The organism is Kitasatospora atroaurantiaca, from assembly GCF_007828955.1.
Taxonomy (GTDB): Bacteria; Actinomycetota; Actinomycetes; order Streptomycetales; family Streptomycetaceae; genus Kitasatospora; species Kitasatospora atroaurantiaca.
Window position 1 is genome coordinate 7,513,905 of sequence record NZ_VIVR01000001.1, and the last position, 22,447, is coordinate 7,536,351.

19 protein-coding genes and 2 pseudogenes are annotated in these 22,447 nt (G+C 70.9%); 10 read left to right on the forward strand and 11 right to left on the reverse strand.

The genetic code is table 11. The features are described from left to right. Positions 1-84: 84 nt before the first annotated feature. Complete coding sequence (pgm, locus tag FB465_RS33620) at positions 85-1,734, forward strand: phosphoglucomutase (alpha-D-glucose-1,6-bisphosphate-dependent) (protein ID WP_145796663.1); 1,650 nt, start codon at positions 85-87, stop codon at positions 1,732-1,734. An 11-nt stretch (positions 1,735-1,745) separates the two neighbouring features. Here the strand turns inward: pgm and FB465_RS33625 are convergent, their stop codons facing one another. From FB465_RS33625 to FB465_RS33640, 4 genes are all read right to left on the reverse strand, one after another. Further along, positions 1,746-3,077 (reverse strand): cytochrome P450, encoded by a 1,332-nt coding sequence (locus tag FB465_RS33625; protein ID WP_145796665.1) that lies wholly within the window; start codon positions 3,075-3,077, stop codon positions 1,746-1,748. Positions 3,078-3,171: 94 nt separating this feature from the next. Next, positions 3,172-3,474, reverse strand: coding sequence for an SHOCT domain-containing protein (locus FB465_RS33630; RefSeq protein ID WP_145796667.1), 303 nt, complete (start codon positions 3,472-3,474; stop codon positions 3,172-3,174). Between the two features lie 62 nt (positions 3,475-3,536). Beyond that, positions 3,537-3,980, reverse strand: coding sequence for a DUF6325 family protein (locus tag FB465_RS33635; protein ID WP_211785917.1), 444 nt, complete (start codon positions 3,978-3,980; stop codon positions 3,537-3,539). Between the two features lie 137 nt (positions 3,981-4,117). Continuing rightward, positions 4,118-4,618, reverse strand: a complete 501-nt coding sequence (locus FB465_RS33640) for a gluconokinase (RefSeq protein ID WP_145797755.1) — start codon at positions 4,616-4,618, stop codon at positions 4,118-4,120. A gap of 221 nt (positions 4,619-4,839) precedes the next feature. Between FB465_RS33640 and FB465_RS33645 the strand changes: the two genes are divergently transcribed. The 4 genes from FB465_RS33645 (at position 4,840) to FB465_RS33660 (ending at position 9,347) form a co-directional block, all read left to right on the forward strand. Continuing rightward, positions 4,840-5,799 (forward strand): 2-hydroxyacid dehydrogenase, encoded by a 960-nt coding sequence (locus FB465_RS33645; protein ID WP_145796668.1) that lies wholly within the window; start codon positions 4,840-4,842, stop codon positions 5,797-5,799. Positions 5,800-6,000: 201 nt separating this feature from the next. After that, positions 6,001-6,795, forward strand: a complete 795-nt coding sequence (locus tag FB465_RS33650) for an SDR family oxidoreductase (RefSeq protein WP_145797756.1) — start codon at positions 6,001-6,003, stop codon at positions 6,793-6,795. A 48-nt stretch (positions 6,796-6,843) separates the two neighbouring features. After that, positions 6,844-8,331, forward strand: a complete 1,488-nt coding sequence (locus tag FB465_RS33655; protein WP_145796670.1) for a cytochrome ubiquinol oxidase subunit I — start codon at positions 6,844-6,846, stop codon at positions 8,329-8,331. After that, entirely contained in the window at positions 8,328-9,347 is a 1,020-nt protein-coding gene (locus tag FB465_RS33660) for a cytochrome d ubiquinol oxidase subunit II (protein ID WP_145796672.1), read from the forward strand. Before FB465_RS33655 ends, FB465_RS33660 begins: the two co-directional genes overlap by 4 nt. A 21-nt stretch (positions 9,348-9,368) precedes the next feature. On the opposite strand, the pseudogene FB465_RS33665 reads toward FB465_RS33660, so the two are convergent. From FB465_RS33665 to FB465_RS33675, 3 genes and pseudogenes are all read right to left on the reverse strand, one after another. Further along, a pseudogene (locus FB465_RS33665) lies at positions 9,369-10,354 on the reverse strand (GMC oxidoreductase); the annotation flags it as partial. Continuing rightward, positions 10,291-11,082, reverse strand: a complete 792-nt coding sequence (locus FB465_RS33670; RefSeq protein ID WP_246193041.1) for a cyclase family protein — start codon at positions 11,080-11,082, stop codon at positions 10,291-10,293. The gene FB465_RS33670 and the pseudogene FB465_RS33665, both read right to left, overlap by 64 nt. A gap of 25 nt (positions 11,083-11,107) precedes the next feature. Then, positions 11,108-12,932, reverse strand: a pseudogene (locus FB465_RS33675) (glycoside hydrolase family 15 protein). A gap of 186 nt (positions 12,933-13,118) precedes the next feature. Here FB465_RS33675 and FB465_RS33680 point away from each other — a divergent pair. Beyond that, positions 13,119-14,072: a DUF389 domain-containing protein gene (locus tag FB465_RS33680; protein ID WP_145796674.1), complete on the forward strand. Its 954-nt coding sequence runs from the start codon at positions 13,119-13,121 to the stop codon at positions 14,070-14,072. Between the two features lie 2 nt (positions 14,073-14,074). On the opposite strand, the gene FB465_RS33685 is transcribed toward FB465_RS33680, so the two are convergent. Continuing rightward, entirely contained in the window at positions 14,075-15,577 is a 1,503-nt protein-coding gene (locus tag FB465_RS33685; RefSeq protein WP_246193043.1) for a hypothetical protein, read from the reverse strand. A gap of 202 nt (positions 15,578-15,779) precedes the next feature. Between FB465_RS33685 and FB465_RS33690 the strand changes: the two genes are divergently transcribed. Next, positions 15,780-17,216: a DUF2252 domain-containing protein gene (locus tag FB465_RS33690; protein ID WP_145796676.1), complete on the forward strand. Its 1,437-nt coding sequence runs from the start codon at positions 15,780-15,782 to the stop codon at positions 17,214-17,216. Positions 17,217-17,356: 140 nt separating this feature from the next. Then, a complete protein-coding gene (locus FB465_RS33695) occupies positions 17,357-18,703 on the forward strand; it encodes a chloride channel protein (RefSeq protein ID WP_145796678.1) in 1,347 nt (448 codons plus the stop codon). A 51-nt stretch (positions 18,704-18,754) separates the two neighbouring features. On the opposite strand, the gene FB465_RS33700 is transcribed toward FB465_RS33695, so the two are convergent. The 3 genes from FB465_RS33700 to FB465_RS36095 form a co-directional block, all read right to left on the reverse strand. After that, complete coding sequence (locus FB465_RS33700; protein WP_425461272.1) at positions 18,755-19,159, reverse strand: DUF7144 family membrane protein; 405 nt, start codon at positions 19,157-19,159, stop codon at positions 18,755-18,757. Positions 19,160-19,332: 173 nt separating this feature from the next. After that, positions 19,333-19,752 (reverse strand): dihydrofolate reductase family protein, encoded by a 420-nt coding sequence (locus FB465_RS33705; RefSeq protein WP_145796680.1) that lies wholly within the window; start codon positions 19,750-19,752, stop codon positions 19,333-19,335. A gap of 24 nt (positions 19,753-19,776) precedes the next feature. Continuing rightward, positions 19,777-19,914, reverse strand: a complete 138-nt coding sequence (locus FB465_RS36095; protein WP_170290757.1) for a hypothetical protein — start codon at positions 19,912-19,914, stop codon at positions 19,777-19,779. A gap of 470 nt (positions 19,915-20,384) precedes the next feature. Here FB465_RS36095 and FB465_RS33710 point away from each other — a divergent pair, with 470 nt between their 5' ends. Both FB465_RS33710 and FB465_RS33715 read left to right on the forward strand, forming a co-directional pair. Further along, positions 20,385-21,029 (forward strand): TMEM175 family protein, encoded by a 645-nt coding sequence (locus FB465_RS33710; protein ID WP_246193045.1) that lies wholly within the window; start codon positions 20,385-20,387, stop codon positions 21,027-21,029. 54 nt (positions 21,030-21,083) lie between these two features. Beyond that, the gene (locus FB465_RS33715) at positions 21,084-22,430 is read left to right on the forward strand and encodes an NAD(P)/FAD-dependent oxidoreductase (protein ID WP_246193047.1); all 1,347 of its coding nucleotides are present in this window, start codon (positions 21,084-21,086) and stop codon (positions 22,428-22,430) included. The last annotated feature ends 17 nt before the right edge of the window (positions 22,431-22,447 follow it).

The window sequence follows — 22,447 nt, forward strand, 5'->3', positions numbered from 1 at the left end:
GTAGCCAGGCACTGCCGAGACCCCCGGCGGCCAGTCGGCGATCACCGCCGGGCCGGACGTACTGCGATGAGCTGAGGAGACGTGATGGTGCACGCGCGGGCCGGACAGCAGGCTGCTCCCGACGATCTGGTCGACGTGGCCAGGCTGGTGACCGCCTATTACTCCCTCCACCCCGACCCGGAGGTGCCTGACCAGCAGGTCGCCTTCGGCACCTCGGGCCACCGCGGCTCGTCCCTGGACACGGCGTTCAACGACGATCACATCGCCGCGACCACCCAGGCGATCTGTGAGTACCGTGCCGCCCAGGGCATCACCGGCCCGCTGTTTCTGGGCGCGGACACCCATGCCCTGTCCGAGCCGGCGAGGACGACCGCGCTCGAGGTGCTCGCCGCCAACGGCGTCACCGTGCTGCTCGACAGCGCCGACGGCTACACCCCCACACCCGCCGTCTCGCACGCGATCCTGGCCCACAACCGCAGCAGCAGCCCGCTCGACCGGGCCGACGGCATCGTGGTGACCCCTTCCCACAACCCGCCCGCAGACGGCGGCTTCAAGTACAACCCGCCGAACGGCGGCCCGGCCGGATCCGAGGCCACCGGGTGGATCCAGAACCGCGCCAACGCCCTCATCCGGGCCGGCCTCACCGGTGTGCACCGGGTGCCGTACGCCCGGGCGCTGGTGGCCGCGACCACAGGCCGGTACGACTATCTCGGCCGCTACACCGAGGACCTGCCCTCCGTCCTCGACCTGGACGCCGTGCGCGCGGCCGGCCTGCGGATCGGGGCGGACCCGCTGGGCGGCGCGTCGGTCGCGTACTGGGGCCGGATCGCCGAGACCCACCGGCTGGACCTGACGGTGGTCAATCCGCTCACCGATCCCACCTGGCGCTTCATGACGCTGGACTGGGACGGCAAGATCCGCATGGACTGCTCCTCCCCGTACGCCATGGCCTCGCTGATCGGCCGTCGGGACGAGTACGCCATCGCCACCGGGAACGACGCGGACGCCGACCGCCACGGCATCGTCACCCCCGACGGCGGCCTGATGAACCCCAACCACTATCTGGCGGTGGCCGTCGACTATCTCTACCGGCACCGCTCCGAGTGGCCGGCCGACGCCGCCGTCGGCAAGACCCTGGTCTCCTCCTCGATGATCGACCGGGTGGCGGCCGACCTCAAGCGCGAGCTGGTCGAGGTGCCGGTCGGCTTCAAGTGGTTCGTCGACGGCCTGGTCGGCGCTTCGATCGCCTTCGGCGGCGAGGAGTCCGCCGGGGCCTCCTTCCTGCGCCGCGACGGCTCGGTGTGGACCACCGACAAGGACGGCATCCTGCTGGCGCTCCTCGCCTCGGAGATCACCGCCGTGACCGGGAGCACCCCGAGCGAGTACTACCGTGCGCTCACCGACCGCTTCGGTGCTCCCGCCTACGCCCGGGTGGACGCGCCGGCCGACCGGACCCGGAAGGCCCTGCTGGCGAAGCTCTCCGCCGACCAGGTCACCGCGGACCGGCTGGCCGGCGAGCCGATCACGGCGATCCTCACCGAGGCACCGGGCAACGGGGCGGCCATCGGCGGCCTGAAGGTCTGCACGGAGAACGCCTGGTTCGCGGCCCGTCCCTCCGGCACCGAGGACGTGTACAAGATCTACGCCGAGAGTTTCCACGGCCCCGACCACCTTGCCCAGGTCCAGGACGAGGCCAGGGCACTGGTGACCCAGGCACTCGGTCAGGCCGAATGAGCCCCGTGTGGCTACCCCGTTGCCCGGAGGACGGCGGGTGTGGGGCCGTCAGGGCGGACGGTGATGCTGTAGGCGGCCTTGGTGGGGATGGCGTGGAAGGTGAGCGTGTGGGCGGGCAGGAGGTGCTCGAGCAGGACGGTCGCCTCGCGGAGGGCGAACTGAAGGCCGAGGCAGGCGCGGGCGCCGATGCCGAAGGGGAAGTACGCGCCGAGGTGGGTGGGGCGGCCGCCGGGGGTGGTGAAGCGCCGGGGGTCGAAGCGGTCGGGGTCCGGCCACAGGGCGGGGTCGCGGTGGGTGAGGTACGGGCAGACCAGGACGTCGGTACCCGCTTCGACGCGACGGCCCGCCAGGGTGTCGTCCTCGGTGGCGTGGCGGGGGAGCAGCCAGGCCGACGGGTACAGCCGTAGCGTTTCGCTGACGAGGGCCTGGACGGCTTCCTTGCGTTCCGGTGATCCTTCGCCGCCGGCGTTCAGGGCCTGCTCGCGGGCCTCGGGGTGGCGGTCGAGGAGCAGGTAGAGCCAGGTCAGGGTGGTGGCGGTGGTTTCGTGGCCGGCGACCAGGAGGGTGACGAGTTCGTCGCGGATGAGCCGGTCGGTGTACTCGGGGCGGTCGGCGGCGGCGTCGAGCAGGACGTGCAGCAGGCCCGGGCCGTCGGGGCCGGTCGCGCCCCGGCGGGCGGCTTCGATGGCGTGCCGGGCGACGGTGTCGATCCTGGCGAGGTCAGCGGCGACGGCCTCCGGGGCGTCGACGGTGTCTGCGGGCAGGGACGGCAGTGCGGCCACCACCGTTCCGACGGCGGACAGTTCGAGCTCGGTGGTCTCGTCGAGGGGGTGTCCGGTGAGGGAGCGCCAGATGGTGTCCAGGGCGAAGCGCCGCATCTCCTCGCCGACGTCGATGGTCTGCCCCGTGCGGGCGTACCCGGCCCAGCGGTCGGCGGTGACGCGGGCGGCGTCGATGATCCGCTGCCCGTACCGGCGCATCCCGGTGCCGGTGAACTGGGACTGGAGCAGGCGCCGTTGCTTCTTCCAGGCCTCGCCGGTGGCGGCGAGGACTCCGTCGCCGACCAGCAGGCGGGCGCGGTGGGAGCGTTTGACGTATCGATCCGGGTGCTGGGCGAGGACGTGCTGGACGGCTCGCGGTTCCGTCACCAGGACCGTGGGGCGCGGCCCGAGGCGGAAGGCGGCGATGCCGCCGAGCCGGTCGCGCGCCTGGGCCAGCAGGTCGATCAGTTCGCCCCCGCCCGAGCGCCACCGTTCCACGACGGCGGCATCCAGCTCGGGGACCGGTCGACCGGCGCCCGGAGCGGACGGAGGGGCGGAGGCGAGGTGGGATTCCGTGGCCACGGGGGCTTCTCCTGTTCGACCGCTGAGCTCAGTCCCACGGAGCGTGGACGGACTGACTGTACGTCAGGCGGTGTATCCGGAGAGCCCGATGTGGTCAGGAGCCGAGGATCCTGGCCTTCTGCGCCTCGAACTCGCTCTCGGTGAGCAGGCCCTGGCTCTTGAGCTCGCCGAGCTCCTTGAGCTGGGCGATCTTGCTGCTCATGTCGTCCGCCGGTGCGGCCGGAGCAGGTGCGGCCGGAGCTGGTGCAGCCGGAGCCGGTTCGGCGTAGACGGGCTGAGCGGCGGCGTCCTGCTGGGCCCAGCGGCCGGCCTGCCGTCGGGAGACGCGATTGGAGACCGCGGTGGCGGTCCCGGCGACCACGGCGGTACGAGCGACACCGCGAAGAAGGCCTGGCATGATGTTTCTCCTCTGCTGGCCGGCCGATTTCGAAGGGCCGGGCGGGAATGGCCGGGAAAGGGTCAGGCCTTGGACTCGGCAGCGTCGAGCGAGGCCAGGATCTCCTGGACCGGGATGCGCCCGTTGGCGACGAGCCGGCCGCCGCCGCGGCGCAGCGCTGCCGCGAACGGTCCGGCCCACACGTTCTCGTAGACCAGAATGCCCGCGGAGCTGCCCGGCTCGAGAATGGCGCTCACGTCGTCGATCTCGTCCTGGCCGAGCAGGCCCGAGGAGACGCCCTCGAAGACGGTGAGGTCGTAGTCGCTGTCGCCGGTCAGGTCGACGAGCTGTACTCCTTCGACCGTTCCGTTCTCTTCCTTCTTGACGAAGATCAGGTCCAGGATCCGGATGATGCCCCGATCGACGAGGTCGACCAGGAGGGGCAGTCCTTCGCCGGTCATCCGGCTTCCCGGGAACTCGACCACCAGGTAGTCGATCGGTCCAGGTTCATAAGGCTCGTTGCTCACGTCAGCTCCTCGTCCGGTCGGCCGGCCGGCCCACGACCGGGGATCCGGCCGGTCACCGCCGCCTTCGTCGTTCCACTCGTCATTCCAGCAGTGGGCGGACCCGAGCGCATCTCGGTCGAGGGGCGGACGGCGCCCGGTCATGCCTGCTCCTTGGCCTCGAATCGCGCGACGGCGTCCTGGATCAGGTCGAGGTTGCCCTCGGTGTCGGCGGTCGCGTCGACGGTCAGTCCTGGCTCGTCCGTGCGCAGTGGTTCCAGGGCGTCGTACTGGGAGTCCAGGAGCCCCGGTGGCATGAAATGTCCGGCCCGCTGTGAGATCCGGGCGCGGGCGATCTTCCGGTCCAGGGCCAGGTGAAGGAACCAGACGCCCGGGCCGGCCGCACGAAGGAGGACCCGGTACTCGTGCTTGAGGGCCGAGCAGGAGAGGACGGCTCCCTGTCGGGCGTGGGTGGTCTCCCGGATCCAGCCGGACACCGAGCGGAGCCATGGCTCGCGGTCCTCGTCGTCGAGCGCTCGGCCCGCAGCCATCTTGGCGATGTTCTCCGGCGAGTGGAAGTCGTCGCCCTCCACGAAGGGCACGCCTCGTCGGCGGGCGAGCAGACGCCCCACGGTGCTCTTGCCGGATGCGGCGACACCCATGACCACCACGATCGTCGGCGCCGTTCCGGACGTCTCCACCGTGCTCCTTCCGGGGCCTCGGGCGATCTCGCCACCCCCGCCGAGATCCTGCGGGGCGGGCAGGCGGGTGGGGCGCCCGCGACGCCGCAGGGCCGGCAAGACCTACCCGGATGGCCCCTGGAAGGGCGATGATCCGCCTTCGCCGGTTTGCCGGGGCGGGCCGTCGCTGCTGAGATCCGTCCATGACTCCCACGAGCGCAGCCCCCGGCGGGCCTACGGTCAGGATCCTGCTTCCCTATCCGACCTCGCAGCTGGGCGGCCTGCCGGAGTTGCCCGCGGCGCTCTGGGACGGCTGGGGCGAAGCGCCGCCGGAGCGGGTGCTCGGCGAGGTGGAGTTCTTCGTCATTCCCTACACGTACACGTCCGCTGCCTTGCCGTTGCTCCGCCGGATGCCTCGGCTGCGGGTCGTGCAGAGCCTGTCGGCGGGCGTCGAGGAGATCCTGCCCGTCCTGCCGCCGGGGGTGACGCTCTGCAACGCCAGGGGTGTCCACGACGCGAGCACGGCCGAGCTGGCGGTGACGCTCGTCCTCTCGGCGTTGCGCGGTGTCCCCGTCTTCGTCCGCGCGCAGGACGCCCAGGTCTGGTCGCCCGGGAGCTTCGCCTCGCTCGCGGATCGTACGGTCCTGATCATCGGCTACGGCTCGATCGGCGCGGCCGTCGAGGACCGTCTCGCACCGTTCGAGTGCGAGGTCCTGAGGGTGGCCCGCACCGCCCGGGCGGCGTTCCGCGGGCCGGTGCACTCCCTGGCGGAGCTTCCGGCCCTGCTGCCCCGGTCCGACGTCGTGGTGCTGACCCTTCCGCTCACCGACGAGACGCGCGGGCTCGTGGACGCGGGTTTCCTGGCCTCGATGAAGGACGGCGCTCTGCTGGTCAACGTCGCACGAGGCCCCGTCGTCGACACGGATGCGCTGCTGGTGGAGCTGCAGCGAGGACGGCTGGCCGCAGCCCTGGACGTCACGGACCCGGAACCGCTGCCTGCCGGGCACCCCCTCTGGCAGGCGCCCAACACCCTGATCAGTCCCCATACGGGCGGCAACAGCTCGGCCTTCCTGCCACGGGCCCTGCGTCTGATCCGCACCCAGCTGGACCGCTTTCTGGCGGGCGAGCCGCTGGAGAACGTCGTGGTCCCGCCCGGCGCCTGAGGAGTGCGCGGGCGGCGCGTCCCGCGTGCGTTGCGCCATCGGAGTGGCGGCACTGGGCCCATCGGGCGAGCGAGGCGAGCCGTTGCCCTGGCGCGGGACGCCGCCCGGAATGGTGGTGCCTCGGTGCCGGCTTGCGGACGACGACAGGAGACAGCAGTGACCTCACCTGTGGACGAGGGCCGGCGACCGGTGTTGCCGGCCATTCTCCGAGGCCAGAAGGCCTTGGTGACCGGGGCGAACTCCGGCATCGGCAAGGCGACGGCGATCGGACTGGGGCGGGCCGGAGCCGATGTCGTCGTGAACTACGTCTTCGGCCGCGAGGCGGCCGAGGAGGTGGTCAAGGAGATCGAGTCCTTCGGCGTGCGGGCGTACGCCCACGAGGCGGACGTCTCCCAGGAGGACCAGGTCGTCGGGATGTTCCAGCACATGGTCGAGGAGTTCGGCACGATCGACGTCCTGGTCGCCAATGCGGGCCTGCAGCGGGACGCAGCCATTGCGGACATGACGCTGGAGCAGTGGAACAAGGTCCTGGAGGTCAACCTCACCGGCCAGTTCCTGTGCGCTCGGGAGGCCACCAAGGAGTTCGTCCGCCGGGGTGTCGTTCCGGAGGTGTCCCGCTCCGCGGGGAAGATCATCTGCATGAGCTCGGTCCACCAGATCATCCCCTGGTCGGGCCACGCGAACTACGCCGCTTCCAAGGGCGGAGTCCTGTTGCTGATGCAGACCCTGGCGCAGGAACTCGCCCCGAAGGGGATCAGGGTGAACGCCGTCGCGCCCGGGGCCATCCGCACCCCCATCAACCGCAGCGCCTGGGAGACGCCCGAGGCCGAGGCCGACCTCCTTCGGCTGATCCCCTACCGCCGGGTCGGTGACCCGGCGGACATCGCCGACGCGGTGACCGTCCTGGCCTCCGACCTGATGGACTACGTCGTCGGCACCACGCTGTACGTCGACGGCGGGATGACCCTGTTCCCCGGCTTCGCCACCGGAGGCTGATCCCGCGGTGTACGACCACATGACGCCCCGCCGGGACGTGCCGGCCGAATGATGACCGCAACTGACGTCCTGGCGAACGCTCCGGCCCAGCTGCTGCCGGCCCGGGAACTGATGGCCTTCACCTTGGCCTCCCACATCATGCTGGTGCCGTTCGGGGTGGCGCTGCCCTTCATCACGCTGCTGATGCACTACCGGGGGCTGCGGAAGGCCGACCCGGCCGCCCTCCTGCTCGCCCGGCGCTGGTCCGCCGTGATGGCCGTCCAGTTCGCCGTGGGCATCATCACCGGCACGGTCCTGTCGTTCGAGTTCGGGCTGCTGTGGCCGGGCATGATGGGCCGTTGGGGGGATGTCTTCGGTCTCGGGTTCGGCGTGGAGGCGTGGGCGTTCTTCCTGGAGGCGATCCTCATCGCGATCTACCTCTACGGCTGGCGAAGGCTCAAGCCCTGGACGCACTTCTGGCTCGGCGTACCGCTGCCGCTGACGGCGCTGCTGGGCGCGTTCGGCATCATCGCCGCGAACTCGTGGATGAACACCCCACAGGGCTTCGCCCTCGACTCGACGGGCAATCCCGTGAACGTCGACGTCCGGTCGGCGGTGTTCACGCCCATGTTCGGCCCGGAGTACTGGCATTTCGTCGTGGCGATGTTCCTGACGGCGGGTTATGTCGTGGCCGGCGTCTACGCGGTGGGCTGGCTGCGCGGCCGCCGGGACCGCTACCACCGCCTCGGGTTCTGCGTACCGTTCACGGTCGCCGCGATCCTCACGCCGGTGCAGTTCATGGTGGGCGATGCCACCGCGCGAGCGGTGTTCCACAAGCAGCCCGTCAAGTTCGCCGCCATGGAGATCGTCTGGAACACCGACACCCATGTGCCCGAGTACATGTTCGGTCGTCTGCAGGAGGACGGAAGCATCAAGGGGGGCCTCAAGATCCCCCAACTGGACTCCATCCTGGCCGGGTTCAGCCCCAGCACCCAGGTCACGGGACTCACCTCGGTAGCGGCCTCCGACCGCCCCACCACGACGCAGGCCACGATCGCGCACTGGGCCTTCGACATCATGGTGACCATCGCCGGCCTGCTGATCCTGCTCGCGCTCTGGTACGGCTGGTGCTGGCTGCGCCGCCGTGACCTTCCCCGGTCGCGCTGGTTCTTCCGGTGCGCCGCCGTCGCCGGTGCGGCCAGCCTGCTGACCGTGGAGTGCGGCTGGATCACCACCGAGGTGGGCCGGCAGCCCTGGATCGTCTACCAGAACATGCGGGTGTCGGACGCGGTGACACCGACTCATGCCACCTCGCTGTGGACCATGTTCGGCATCGTGGTGGTGGTCTACGTGCTCGTCTTCGGCGCGTTCCTCGGTGTGGTGCTGGCCATGCGCCGCCGATGGCGGCTCGCCGACGTCGGCTTCGCCCACCCGCTCGGCGGCGCTCCGGAGACCGACACGCCGTACGGTCCGCGCCCGGAGCTCACCACCGCCGGCCCGAAGCCGGCGCCGCCCGCCGAACCCGGAACCGGACGAGCACCCGGGGGCCCCGAGTGACCGCCGACATCGTGGCGTGGGTCCTGCTGCTGGCCGTCGTCGCGTACGCCTGCGGGGGCGGCGTCGACTACGGCGCCGGGTTCTGGGACCTGCTGGCAGGTGGTGCCGATCGTGGGAAGCGGCCGCGATGGCTGATCGACCACGCCATGGCACCGGTCTGGGAGGTCAACAATGTCTGGTTGATCTTCGTCCTGGTCATCATGTGGACCGGATTCCCGGTGTTCTTCCAGACGGTCTTCACCGCGCTGTGGCTCCCGCTGGCACTGGCGGCCGTCGGCCTGGTCCTGCGCGGAGCCGGGTTCGCCCTGCGCAAGCCCACCCGGCGACTGTCCGAACGCAGGATCTACGGCGCCGTGTTCGCCGTCTCGTCCCTGCTCACGCCGTTCTTCCTGGGCGCTGCCGTGGGCGCCGTGGCCTCCGGGCGGGTCGCGCCCGGCACCACAGCCTCGGCCGACGTGTGGGCCAGCACGACCTCGGTCCTCGCCGGACTGCTCACCGTGGCGGCCACGGCCTTCCTCGGCGCGACGTTCCTCACCGTGGACGCGAGCCGCTTCGACGCCCCTGACCTGGTCGGCTACTTCCGCCTGCGCGTCTGGGTCAGCCTGGCGGTCCTCGGCGCGCTGGCGCTGATCGGCCTGGCCGTGACCCACCAGCACACCTCGCACGTCTACCAGGGCCTCACCCACGGGATCGGGCTCGTCCTGGTGATCGTCGCGGCGGTGGCCGCCGCCGCCACCGGCGGGCTGGTCGCAGGGCCGGCCGCCGGGTGGGCGCGGTACACCTCCGTCGCGAGTGTGGCTCTGGTGGTCGCCGCCTGGGGGCTCGCCATGCGCCCCTACCTGGTGCCCACCTCCCTCACGGTGCAGGAGGCGGCGGGGGCGGACGCCACGCTCCAGTGGCTGATGATCGTCTCGCTCGTCGCACTGGTGCTGATCGGCCCCGCGCTCGTCATGCTGTACCGCCTCGACACGCACGGTGTGCTGGAACCCTTGACCGACAAGGACATCGAGGAGTGACGGCCGGCCTGAGACCCTGCCTCAGGCCAGACGGTCCGTGATGTGGTCGCCGACCCGAAGGGCGTCGGCGATGGCGGTCAGCGACGGGTTCACCACGCCGATGCTCGGGAAGAAACTCGTGTCCACGACGTACAGGTTGTCCAGGTCGTGGGCCTTGCAGTTCACGTCGAGGGCCGAACTCTGCGGGTCGGCGCCGAAGCGGACGGTGCCCGCCTGGTGCGCGGTGGCACCGATCGGCATCCCCTTGTGCAGGTAGAGGCTGTGCGGGAGCAGGTGGTGCGGATGCATGCCCAGGCGCCCCAACATGCCCTGAAGCCTGTGCTGCAGGCGCTTCAGCCCCTCGATGTTGTTCTTCTCGTCCAGGGCCAGGTGGATCTCTCCCTCGCCGTCCAGGGTGACGCGGTTCTCCGGCTGCGGGAGGTCCTCGCCGCACAGCCAGAAGTCGACCGCGTGGTGGCGAGCACCTCGAAGGGCATGTCCGGCGAGGCCATGCCGGCCCAGCGCGGCGCCTCGCCCTGGATCTGGTCGGCGTCCGACTTGCCGAGCATCTGGATGCCGCCGAGGGGGTGGTCCCAGTCGTCCGCGCCCAGGTACCAGTCGTACAGCGCGAGGGTCTTCTGGAACTGGGTGTCGTTCGGCTCCTTCGAAACCGCCATCAGGGCAAGGTTGTTGTGCCGCATGTAGTGGCGGCCGACCACGTCGGAGCTGTTGGCCAGGCCGCGCGGGTGCCGCTCGTTCGCCGACCGGAGCAGCAACGCCGCGGAGTTCACCGCCCCGCAGGCCACCACCACGATGTCCGAGCTGAAGCCGGCGGTCGAGCCGTCCTCCAGCTCGGCGACCACCCTGCTGACGGTGCGTCCGCTCGGGTCGGTCTCGAGCCTGCGGACGTTGGCGCCGGTGACCATCTGCACGTTGGGGTGCTCCAGCGCGGGGTCGACGCAGATCACCTGCGCGTCGGCCTTGCCGCGTACCAGGCAGGGGAAGCCGTCGACCCGGTTGCAGCGGATGCCGTGTCGTTGTTGCCGTCACCGCCGAGCACAGCGACCCGACGCTCCGCGAGGAACTCCATTGCAGAGGGATGGAGCCCGGCGCGGGCGTGTGCGGCGTCCCACGGCCCGGATTCGCTGCGCCGCCGGCGGTGGCCGACCCGGACGAACAGCAGGTCGCCCTGGCCGACTCGGACGTGCTGGGCGGTCTCGGCGGCGGTCACGTGGTCACCCGGTTCGAGCCACGGCACTCCGCGCAGCCGCGGGATGTCGAGCAGGACGCCGCGCCCGACGATCCCGTCGTGGGCCACCTCGACGGACAGCGCGGTGGCTCCGGCCGCCGTGACGGTTGCGGCGGGGATGCCGCCGTGCAGGGTGCCGTCGTAGGCGATGTGACACAGCGCGTCCAAGTGGCTGTCGGCGTCGCCGTGGATGTTCATGCTGAAGCGGTCCGTCGCGAAGTGCAGCCCGGAGGTGCCGCCCTGAGCCTCCGGCGGGCTGGTGATCCGGTGCCCGGCGGGCTCCGGATTGTCCGGGCCGGGCCGGGTCTCCACCGGCGCGGCCAGCGTCACGGTACGACCCGAGCGGACTTCGCCCGCAGCCGCGCGTACCGTCGCCGGCGTGATGGTGTCCAGGGTGCCCCGGCTGTGCGAGACGTCGCCGGCCTGCTCGCGAAGCCGCCGGTACAGGGAGCGGAATTCCTCCTGACTCATGCGCGGCTCGCGGCCGGGCTCGGTGTGCGTGCGCATCAGGAGCGGCCCTTGCGGAGGGGAGTCACCCGCGCGCCTGCTCGTCCAGCACCTTGTCCAGGGTGGTGGCGGCCATGATGAGCGACAGATGGGTGAACGCCTGCGGGAAGTTGCCCAGTTGCTCGCCGCTGGGGCCCACCTCCTCGGCGAAGAGGCCGACGTGGTTGGCGTAGGTGTGCATCTTCTCGAAGGCGTAGCGGGCCTGGCGAAAGCGCCCGGCCCGGGCCAGGGCGTCCACGTACAGGAAGGTGCAGAGGCTGAAGGTGCCCTCGGAGCCACGAAGGCCGTCGGGGGAGGCGGCCGGGTCGTACCGGTAGACGAGGCTGTCGGAGACGAGGGTGCGGTCCATCGCGTCCAGGGTGGAGAGCCAGGTCGGATCCCTGGGGGCCACGAAGCCGACCCGGGGCATCAGGAGCAGCGAGGCGTCCAGTACGCCGCCCCCGTAGTACTGGACGAACGCCTTCTCGGAGTCGCTCCAGCCGCGCTCCATCACCTGCTCCAGGATGGCGTCGCGGGCCTGCGTCCACCGGGCCGCGTCGGCGGGCCGGCGGAACTCGGACGCCATGCGGAGGCCGCGGTCGAACGCGGTCCAGCACATCACGCGACTGTACGTGAAGTCCTGGCGTCCCCCACGGGTCTCCCAGATGCCTTCGTCGGGCCTGTCCCACGCGTCGGCGAGCCAGTCGAGAGCCCGCGCGGCGGCCTTCCAGCCCTGGTAGTCCGCCTGCCTGGCGACCTCGCTCCCCTCGGAGAGGGCGTAGAGGGCCTCGCCGTAGATGTCGAGCTGGAGCTGGTCGGCGGCGGCGTTGCCCACCCGCACGGGGTACGAGCCGCGATATCCCTCGAAGTGTTCGAGGATCTCCTCCGTCAGGAGCGGTTCCCCGTCGACCCGGTACATGATCTGGAGGGCTTCCTTCCCGCCGCGCTCCTGCTCGGCCAGGAGCCGGTTGCGGAGCCAGCGGGTGAACGCGGTCGCCTCCTCGGCGAAGCCGAGGTCCAGCAGGGCCCGGACCGAGAGGGAGCCGTCCCTGACCCAGGTGTAGCGGTAGTCCCAGTTGCGCTCTCCGCCGACCTGCTCGGGCAGGCCCATCGTCGCCGCGGCGACCGGCGCGCCGGTGGGAGCGTAGGTCAGGAGTTTGAGGGTGATGGCGGAGCGGTTGACCATCGCGGGCCAGCGGCCCCGGTAGTGGGACCTGCGCACCCACTTCTGCCAGAACTCGACGAGCTCCCAGAGCTGTTCGGTGATCCCCTCGACCGTGGGGGGCGGCGGCGGTGGGCCGCCGGGGTCGCAGACGGTGAACACCGCTGCGGCCGCCTCACCCACGTTGAGCGTCACGGTGCCCACGGCGTCCTGGCCGTCCCGCTCCCAGCGGGAAGCTGGTCTGCAGGTGCGCCGTGATCCCCGGGGCCCGGAACGTGGCCCCCTCGGGCCGAAGGTCGAGTTCGTGCGCGGCCCGGCCGTAGTCGAACCGGGGCCTGCACTCCAGGACGAACCGGACGGTGCCGCGTACCGAGCGCACGGTCCGTACCAGGGTGTGCCGGTCGGTCGCGGTGCCGGTGCGTTCCGGTGTCATCCAGTCGAGCACCTCGCCGACCCCGTCCGGCGACATGAACCGCGTGACCAGGACGGCGGTGTCCGGGTAGTACAGCTGTTTGCAGGTGTTGTCCGGACCGTCGGGTGCCAGCCGGAGGTAGCCGCCGCGGTCGTGGTCGAGCAGTGCGGCGAAGATGCTGGGGGAGTCGAACCGAGGAGCGGCGAACCAGTCGACCACGCCCTGCGACGAGACCAGTGCGGCGGTCTGCAGGTCGCCCACCAGGCCGTGTTCGGCGATCGGGGGGTAGCGGTCCATGAGCATCCAATCTCAGACAGATCCCTACCCGACCCACTATCCGACCATCTGACAGGTGTCGCATGCGCGCCCGCTGTGGCCGCGCCGCCGTGAAAGAGCCTGGATTGCTGAAGGCCGTGCGTGCGGTGTTACTGGAGAGAGCGCCCGGCCCGGCCCATGGCTCGGTGGCACTCGTGGAGGTTCAGGATGGACATGATCCATGTCCGCGCGGTGAGCCCGCCGGATCTCACCCACGAGGTCGTCGGCCTTCTCGCCGGCGACCCGTGCGTCCTCAACCTGATCGTGCAACCCGGCGCCGCGCGCAACCCGGACGGCGACGCCATCGCCTGCGACGTGCTGACCGGAGCGGCGAACGAGATCCTGCTCGGCCTCCGCGCGGTGCACCTGGACCGCCGGGGCTCCATCGTCATCGAACCGGTGGACATCGCCTTCGCCGGGCGGGCCACCGCCGCCGGGTCGCGGAGACTCGGGCCACGCACCGGCGCGCCCGTCTGGGAGCAGGTCGAGGCACGGATCCGGGCCGAGGGGACGTACGCGCCGAGCTTCTACCTCTACCTGGTCGTCGCGGGACTCATCGGTTCGGTCGGGATCGTCACCAACTCCCAGATCCTGATCGTCGCGGCCATGGTCGTCGGTCCCGAGTACGGGGCGATCGTCAGCATCGCGCTGGGTATCGACCGGGACGACCGGCCGAGAATCCGGCAGGGTCTGTCCGCGCTGTTCGTCGGCTTCCTGCTGGCCATCGTCGTCACGTTCCTCTTCAGCCTGCTCATCCGAGGCTTCGGCCTGCAGTCGAAGGCGTTCGACCTGGGCTTGCGGCCCGTCTCCAACCTGATCAACACGCCCAACTTCCTGTCGGTCGCCGTGGCGGCCCTGGCGGGGATCGTCGGCATCGTCTCTCTCACCGAGGCGAGGACGAGCGCGCTGCTCGGCGTGTTCATCTCGGTCACGACGATCCCCGCCGCGGCGGACTTCAGTGTCTCCGTCGCGTTCGGCAGCTGGAGCGAGGCCTGGGGGTCGCTCGTCCAGCTGCTGCTCAACATCGTCGTGCTGATCGTGGTGGGTACCGGCGCGCTTCGCTGCCAGCGGGCGATCTGGCGCAGGGTCGGCGCCCGGCGTGGCCGGGCGGACCAGCGCTAGCGTCAGCCCGCCAGTGGGGGAGCGTCCTCGGAGCCGGGTGGCGGCGTTCGGGCGGAGTCCGCCTCCGGGCCGACGTCGAGGAACTCCCGGAGGGCGAACGCGGCCACCACGGCGACGGTGATCCACGCCACCACTGCCGCTGTCGGGTAACTCCAGGTGAAGAGCACGACCGCCGCCACCAGGAGGGTCGCGGCCCCGATCCACTGCTTGAAGCGGTGGACGAACCGGCCGACCGCTCCCAGCCGGAGCCCGAAGGAAAACAACACGTCACGAATGGCCCCGATGGCCCTGCGACAGGCGGTCCGGACGGCGACCGCGACGCGCGACGGACCGATCAGGAACGCTCCGAGCGCCGTGATCACGGCCAGCGCCCCCACGGCGCGCACACTCGCGCGCATGAACCGGATCAGCGTGTCGTACACGGCCGCGGCCGCCGCCTGGTTCGCCCCGGCGGGCAGGTGGTCGAGGTAGTAGGACCGGAACACCGTGAGGAGGACCCCGATCAGCAGCATGGCGGCGGCCACGCCCAGGGCCGCACCGATCAGAGCCCTGCGCCGGTTCACGGCCAGGAACACGCCTGCTGCGGCGATCAGCACGGTGACCACCGGCAGCCAGTTGCCGAGGATCTCCAGCAGGCGGACGTACCCCTTGATCTTGCCGATGTCGTCCGAGGCGAACACGACGAAGTCCGTGTGGACGGTCGGAATCTTCGCGGCGGCGCCGAAGCCGGCGTTCACCAGTTCGTCCTTGACCTTGGCGACGATCGGCCCGACGTCGATCGTGACCTGACTGTCGTTCAGCGAGACCGCGCCGCCGCCCTTGCCGGACAGCGCCTTGTCCAGGGCGCTGTGCCCGGCCCGGTTCGCATTGATCCACACCGTTTCGAACGCACTGCTGGAGACGACCCGGTGGACGGTCGTGCTGACGAGCTCGGTGAGGCCGCTGGTGATCGGCCCGCTCAGGTTGTTGATCAGATCGGCGGCCCGGGGTGGGACGCCCTGCTCCGCAGCGGCGTCGGAGAGCTGCTTCACCAGGCCTTTCACGTCGATCTGGTCCAGGACCGCCGTGGTGACCCGGGCGGTGACCGCGTCCTGCACATCCGGGTTGGAGGCCAGCGGGGCGACCGTGGCGACATACCGGTCCGTGTCGCCGACGATCGCGCTCGTCCAGACCGAGATGACCGACAGCAGGGACAGGACGGAGGCCAGGATGATCAGCACCACGGCGCCCGAGGTCCGCAGGCGGTGCTTGCGGACGGGCTTCGGCGTGGTGCTCTCCAACTCGGCGATCCGGTGCCGTAGCTCCTCGACCTCGCTGGGCTCCTTGGCCTCGCCGGCCTCACCGGGCTCGCCGGCCGAGTGCTTCTCCGGGCCGTCGGACGGGGACGCGGCGGGCTTGTCACCCGGCCGGTCCCCCTGCGGTGTCCGGTCCTGCGGCGGTGGGCCCTCGCCGGGCTGCGCGCGTTCCGGTTCCGTCGGCTCCGATCCGGAGTCACTCGAGGCCATCGCACTCTCCCTGGGTTGGGGCCTTCTGCCCGCGCCGCGGACGGCACGTGGCTGTTTCGCCCTCCCAGGAGATACGTCCGGGCGTCGGCCCACCACCGGGGATGCGCGAAAGAGTGGTGCGGCACCGGCAATCAGTGCGCCGCGCGCCGCGTCCGTCCTAGCCGGTGATGCCAGACCCGGGGCGAACCGTGATGATCGGAGGATGACCGAGCACTCTGCTGCGAGGAAGAACGCCCTACCGCCCGAGACGCCTGCGGAACGAGCGGCCCGGGGCAAGGCGGCCCGCCGTGACGCGCCCCGTTCGAGCCACGCCGAGTTCGTGCCGGCGGCCGACCGACCGGACCCGTTGGGCATCCTCGAAGCCCAGTCGGCGACCAGGGTGACCGAGCTCGTCCCGATCCGGTACGGCAGGATGATCGAGTCGCCGTTCCGCTTCTACCGCGGTGCCGCCGCCATCATGGCCGCAGACCTGGCCGGTACCCCGAACTCCGGGATCAGGGCCCAACTGTGCGGTGATGCGCACATGTTGAACTTCCGTCTGCTCGCCTCGCCGGAACGAAAACTGCTGTTCGACATCAACGACTTCGACGAGACGCTGCCCGGTCCCTGGGAATGGGACGTCAAGCGACTGGCGGCCAGCCTCGTCATCGCGGGCCGGGCGAACGACTTCGCGGACGCGGAGCGCGCTGACATCGTGCTGGCGACCGTGCGGTCCTACCGCGAGTCGATGATGCGGTTCGCGGGCATGCGCAATCTCGACCTCTGGTACGCCAGCATCGATGCGGATCGTCTCCAGAGTCTGGCGTCCGAGCACTTGGCCAAGCGCGGCCGCAAGGGCCTGGCCCGGGCGGTGGCGAAGGCCCGGACCCGGGACAGTCTGCAGGCGTTCGACAGCCTCACCGAGACGGTGGACGGGCACGCCCGGATCGCCGCTGACCCACCCCTTCTCGTGCCGCTCGCCGATCTGCTCCCGGACGTCGAACGCGGTGTCCTGGAGGGGGAGTTCCGCCGGCTGATCGAGCGTTCCGGCCGCAGCCTCCCGTCCGACCGCCGGTCCCTGCTCGCGGACTTCCGTCTGGTGGACGTGGCCCGCAAGGTGGTCGGTGTCGGCAGCGTCGGCACCCGCTGCTGGATCGTCCTGCTGCTCGGCAGGGACGACGACGACCCGCTCTTCCTCCAGGCCAAGGAGGCCGATACTTCGGTGCTCGCCCCCCACGTCGGTGCGAGCGACTACGACAACCAGGGCGAGCGGGTGGTCTCGGGTCAGAGGCTGATGCAGGCGGCGAGCGACATCTTCCTCGGCTGGGAGCGGGTGGACGGGATCGACGGGCGACGCCGCGACTTCTACGTACGCCAGTTGCGCGACTGGAAGGGAATCGCCGACCCGGAGCTGATGGTGCCGACCGGCATGCGGGCGTTCGGCGAGCTCTGCGGTACCACCCTGGCCCGCGCCCACGCGAGGTCCGGTGACCGGATCGCCATCGCCGGCTACCTGGGGCGGAGCGACGCGTTCGACCGTGCGCTGGCGACCTTCGCCGAGAGCTACGCCGACCAGAACGAGCGCGACCACCAGGCGCTGGTGGAGGCGGTCCGTGACGGTCGGCTGCCGGCCGTGCAGACGGGAACCACCTCCTCCTGACGGCGCTGGGCCATCGGAATGACAACGGGACCGCCGTCCCCCGGTCGGGTCCGGCGCGCCCGGGTAGCGGCGCCACCGCGTGATATCACGGGCCTGAATGCCCTCGGGTGCCCGCGTCCAGTGCTGAGGAGACGGTGATCATGTCGGCCGAGCCTGTCGGAGACCCTGCGGCAGCCCCGAAAGACCCTTTCGCGCTCGTCCGCACCCGCGGGTACCCCGTCCTGCTCCTGGTGGCCGCGGTGCTCGGCGTCCCGATCTCGGCTGCGGCGTTCGGCTTCCTCGCCCTCGTCTCCGAACTCCAGTCGCTGACGTATACGGACCTGCCCAAGGCGCTGGGCTTCCACGGAACGCCGTCCTGGTGGCCGGTGCCGCTTCTCATCCTGGCCGGTCTGCTGGTCGCACTGACCATCCGGTACCTGCCGGGCGAGGGCGGCCACAAGCCGGCCGAGGGGCTCAAGGCCACGGGGCCGACCCCTCCGATCGAGCTGCCCGGCATCGCCTTCGCGGCGGTGGCCTCCCTCGCACTCGGTGTCGTCCTCGGACCCGAGGCGCCGCTCATCGCGTTGGGCAGCGGGCTGGCCGTCGGCGCCGTACGCCTGGTCAAGAGGGGCTTTCCCGCGGAGGCGACCGCCGTGGTGGGAGTCTCGGGGAGCTTCGCCGCCGTCAGCACGCTGCTCGGGTCGCCGCTGCTCGGCGCCTTCCTCCTGATGGAGGTGTCCGGCCTCGGCGGGGCGATGCTCGGGATCATCCTCGTGCCGGGGCTGCTCGCGGCCGGAATCGGGTCGCTCATCTTCACGGGGCTGGGATCGTGGACCGGTCTGGGCACGTACTCCCTGGCACTCCCACAGGTGCCCCACGCCGACCGACCCGACTTCTCCGGCTTCGGCTGGGCACTCGTCGTCGGGGTGGCGGCGGCTTTCGTCGGCGCGGGGATCCACCGGCTCGCTCTCTTCCTGCAGCCGAGGGTCGAGCGGCGGCGGGTGGTGGCCACCGTACTGATGGGCGCCATCATCGGAACGATCGCGCTGGTGTACGCCGAGTGGACCGGGAACGAGGCCTCCCAAGTGCTGTACTCGGGGCAGAGCGCGCTCGGCCCGCTGCTCGCGGATCACGCCGCATACTCGCTGGGCACCCTCCTGGTGCTCGTGGCCTGCAAGGCGCTGGCGTACTGCGCTTCGATGAGCGGCTTCCGGGGAGGCCCGGTCTTTCCGGCGATGTTCGTGGGAGCGGCGGGCGGGCTGGCCTTCGCTCATCTGCCGGGGCTTGACGTGACGTCCGGATTCGCCATGGGCGTCGGGGCGATGGGCGTGGCGATGCTGAAGCTCCCGATGACCTCGGTGCTGCTGGCCACGCTGCTCCTGGGATCGGAGGGCCTCACCGTGATGCCGCTCGTCATTGTCGCGGTGGTGGTCTCCTACGTCATCTCGCTCAGGCTCTCCCCGGCGCCGACCGCCCTGCCCGCCGGCCACCCGCAGAGCGTGCGGTAGGCCGGCGGGCCTGTGGAGCGAAGCGGTGACGACAGGTCAGCCTCCGACTCCTCAGGCGACCGTTGGACCCTCCCTGGCCGGACCGGTGCACAGTGCCCAGATGATGAAGATGTTCATCGCGATCAGCACGATCGCCCAGAAGGGGTAGTAGGGCAGCCACATGAAGTTGGCGATCGCGACCAGCCCCGCGATGATGACGCCGATGGCGCGCGCCCACACGGCACCGGTGAACAGTGCGCAGCCGGCGAGCACGATGACGATGCCCAGGATGAGGTGGATCCAGCCCCAGCTGGTCAGGCTGAACTTGAACGTGTAGTTGTGCGCGGTGACGAACAGGTCGTCCTTGGCGATGGCGGAGATCCCCTCGAAGATCGCCATTGCCCCACCGAAGATCATCAGAACCGCAGCAAGGATGGTCCAACCGGATTGGACGACATGCTTCGGAGTCAGGGTGATGTCGCCGCCTGCTTGCGGCCCGTTGGCGCTGCTGGCCACATCGGCCTCCTTTGGTAGCGAAGCCGCGCGGCCGACCTGAACGGGCTGACCGGCAGCCTCCGTTTCCAGCCTTGCACAGCGGTAGCCCCTCAGCACTCCGACCGGACTCGCCGGCCGCGATCGTGGGCCCCCGGTCAGAACGAACCGAAGGTCGCCCGTCCCGTCGGCCGGTACGTGTGAATGGCGACGCCGGCGCCGGTGGTGCGGGACTCGTCGAGCCGGAACGAGGTGGGCAGCCCCCCGTCCGGGAAGAGCCGCTTCCCCTTGCCCAGGACGACGGGGTAGACCAGCAGGTGGTACTCGTCGATCAGGTCATGGGCCATCAGCGACCGGGCGAGTGCACCGCTGCCGTGGATCTGGAGCTCGCCGTCGGACACCTGCTCCTTGAGCCTGCTGACCTCGCCCGGCACATCGCTGCCGAGGACCGTGGTGAGGGTCAGCTTGGCCGTGGCAGGTGTCCTGTCCTTCCGTACGGGTCGCTCCTCAGGCTCGCAGACGACCCGGTACCAGTGGGTCCACGCCGCGCCGGGTGCTCGGTTCGCCTCTCGGCTCAGCGGGAGTGGCGGCGTCGGATGTGCTCACCGCAGAACAGAGGAGGCTGCGGCGAGCACCCAGGACAGCGCTCGGGCGAAGCCGCGGCATGCCCAGCGGGCCGACCAGTACCAGGCTTGACCGATTCCGCCGGTGACCTGGTACCAGGCGATGCCGAACGGCATGGCGATCCAGAACCACGACGGTGGTGCCACCTCGCCGGGCCGCTGGGAGCCCTCGCGCGCCCACCGCCTGCAGCGCTCGCTGCCTTCGCGCCTCCACCGGGAGCACCGGTGTGAGCCCTCGTCAGCCCATCGGGTGCAGGTTCCGAGGAGCATTGCACGCCACTCCTCGCACCTGCGGACGATCGCGTAGCGGGTCTCGCCGTCGCGGGGCATCTTCTTCACCCCTGACGGGGCGAGGGTCCGGCGGGCTGATCCACGTCGGTCACAGCGGCCCCTTCCTGGACGGCCTGCCCGGTGCGTCCCGGCGCGGCGTCCGGCCAGGTCAGCACCTGCGGATCGACGGGTCAACCGGGCGCGCCGCCGACGGGCCGGAGCGGCAGCCGTTCGGCGGGCGGGTGCTCGGGCGCGAGAGCATCGGGCTCGTCGCGTGGCTCCACGGTCGCGGTCCGGCCGTCTGGCATCCTCGCGGGGTGGCGACAGATCGGGCGATGGCCAGGATGACCGACTCGGCCCGGGTCGAGGCCTTCAGCGACGGGGTGTTCGCCATTGCGATCACTCTCCTGATCCTCGAGATCAGGGTGCCCACGGCCCGGACCGGGCTCGACCTCTGGCACGCTCTCGGCGACGAGTGGCCCTCGTACAGCGCCTATGTGGTCAGCTTCATGGTGATCGGCGTCATGTGGGTGAACCACCACACCATTTTCAGCTACATCGCCCGGGTCGACCGCACCCTGATCTTCCTCAACCTTGTGCTGCTCCTCGTGGTGGCCGCGCTTCCCTTCCCCACCGCGCTGGTCGCGCAGAACCTCCGGGAACCTCAGGCCTCGAACGTCGCCGTCGCCGTGTACGGGGCGGTCATGGTCGGCCATGCCGCCACCATGGCCCTGTTCTGGTACTACGTCACCCGTACCGGCCACTGCTTCGACGACCGCGTCGACATCCGGGCCGCCCGGGCCACCCGTGCCCGCTTCAGTCTCGGCCTGGTCGTCTACCCCGCCACCGTCGCCCTGGCGTTCGCCTCCGCCGTGCTCGCCCTGGCCGTCCACTTCGTGCTGGCCGTGTACTACGCCTTCAACCAGACACCGGTACCCACCCTGAGTCCGGAGGACCGATGACGGCCCCTGGTCGAGAGGTTACAGTTCGACCACCAATCAGTTACCCTGCGTGCCATGACTATGCGGGAGACGGGTCAGGGGCGGGGCACGGCGGTAGTGATCGGTGGCGGGCTCGCCGGGACGCTGGCGGCCTGGGCGTTGCGGGGATTCGCCGAGCGGATCGTGGTCGTGGAGCGCGACCGTTACCCGGAACAGCCGGGGTTCCGGGCCGGGCTGCCCCAGGGGCGGCACGCGCATCTGCTGCTGGAGGCGGGGCATCGGGTCCTGGAGGAGTTGATGCCCGGGGCGCGGGAGGAGCTGCTGGCCGCGGGTGCGGTCCGCGTCAGGCTGGCAGGTGACCTGCGCTGGCTCAGCTCGGCCGGGTGGATGGCCGAGTTCGAGAGCGACCTCGCCTTCCTCTCCTGCACCCGGCCGGTACTGGACCGGGTGGTGCTCGACCGGGTCCGCGGCGAGTCCTCGATCGAGTTCCTGGAAGGTACCGAGGTCGTCGGGCTGCTCGGTTCGGCACAGACGTTGACGGGTGTCCAGGTCCGGGAACGGGGAGACGGCTCGGGCGAAGTACGGGACCTGCAGGCCGAGTTGATCGTGGATGCTTCCGGACGTTCCTCCGCGCTGCCCTCCTGGCTCGCGGAGCTCGGCTGCGCGCCGGTGCCCGAGGAACGCGTCGACGCCGGTATCGCGTACGCCAGCCGGCTGTTCCACCGCCCGCCCGGCCTCGACCTCGGCTACACCGCGCTCTATCTGCAGACCAAGGCGCCCGACGCGCCGCGCCTCGGGGTGCTGCTGCCCGTGGAGGACGACCGCTGGATCGTCAGTGTCGGCGGCATGCGCGGCGCCGAACCGGAGCCGGGTGAGGCCGGCTTCAACAAGCAGCTGGATCTGCTGCGCGACCCCGGTATGCGCGAGGTGCTGGCCTCCGCTCAACCGGCGGGCGAGGTCCGCGGGTTCCGCCCCGGCCCCGGCGTGTGGCGGCACTACGAGCGCCGCGCACCGGAGGGGCTGGTCGCGCTCGGCGACGCGGCATGCACCTTCAACCCCGTCTACGGCCAGGGAATCACCGTCGCCGCCTTCGGAGCCAGGGCACTGCGGGCAGCGACCACGCGCCACGGCGGCATCGGCCACGCGGCGGCGCGGGCCGCCCGCAAGGGGGTCGCGGCCGTGACGAAGGATCCCTGGGTGATGTCCTCGAGTGAGGACGTGCGCTTCGCGACCACCACCGGCGGCCCATCGGGTGCGCTCGTCCGCGTCCAACACCGCTTTCTGGACCGGGTCCTGGCCCGCGCGACCACTGACCCGCGGGTGTGCGCCGCCTTCCAGGAGGTGATGTCACTGGTCGCCCCGCCGACCTCGCTGTTCCGCCCGGCCGTCCTTGCGCCCGTGTTGCGCGGCGGCGCCGGCTGAGCTCGGGCGGCTGAGCA

What these genes read in the sequence shown, in the direction of transcription:
- pgm (WP_145796663.1), top strand. Translation starts at nt 85, where the DNA reads ATGGTGCACGCGCGGGCCGGACAGCAGGCTGCTCCCGACGATCTGGTC.
- FB465_RS33630 (WP_145796667.1), bottom strand. Translation starts at nt 3,474, where the DNA reads ATGCCAGGCCTTCTTCGCGGTGTCGCTCGTACCGCCGTGGTCGCCGGG.
- FB465_RS33640 (WP_145797755.1), bottom strand. Translation starts at nt 4,618, where the DNA reads ATGGGTGTCGCCGCATCCGGCAAGAGCACCGTGGGGCGTCTGCTCGCC.
- FB465_RS33645 (WP_145796668.1), top strand. Translation starts at nt 4,840, where the DNA reads ATGACTCCCACGAGCGCAGCCCCCGGCGGGCCTACGGTCAGGATCCTG.
- FB465_RS33655 (WP_145796670.1), top strand. Translation starts at nt 6,844, where the DNA reads ATGATGACCGCAACTGACGTCCTGGCGAACGCTCCGGCCCAGCTGCTG.
- FB465_RS33670 (WP_246193041.1), bottom strand. Translation starts at nt 11,082, where the DNA reads ATGCGCACGCACACCGAGCCCGGCCGCGAGCCGCGCATGAGTCAGGAG.
- FB465_RS33680 (WP_145796674.1), top strand. Translation starts at nt 13,119, where the DNA reads ATGGACATGATCCATGTCCGCGCGGTGAGCCCGCCGGATCTCACCCAC.
- FB465_RS33685 (WP_246193043.1), bottom strand. Translation starts at nt 15,577, where the DNA reads ATGGCCTCGAGTGACTCCGGATCGGAGCCGACGGAACCGGAACGCGCG.
- FB465_RS33690 (WP_145796676.1), top strand. Translation starts at nt 15,780, where the DNA reads ATGACCGAGCACTCTGCTGCGAGGAAGAACGCCCTACCGCCCGAGACG.
- FB465_RS33695 (WP_145796678.1), top strand. Translation starts at nt 17,357, where the DNA reads ATGTCGGCCGAGCCTGTCGGAGACCCTGCGGCAGCCCCGAAAGACCCT.
- FB465_RS36095 (WP_170290757.1), bottom strand. Translation starts at nt 19,914, where the DNA reads ATGCCGTTCGGCATCGCCTGGTACCAGGTCACCGGCGGAATCGGTCAA.
- FB465_RS33715 (WP_246193047.1), top strand. Translation starts at nt 21,084, where the DNA reads ATGACTATGCGGGAGACGGGTCAGGGGCGGGGCACGGCGGTAGTGATC.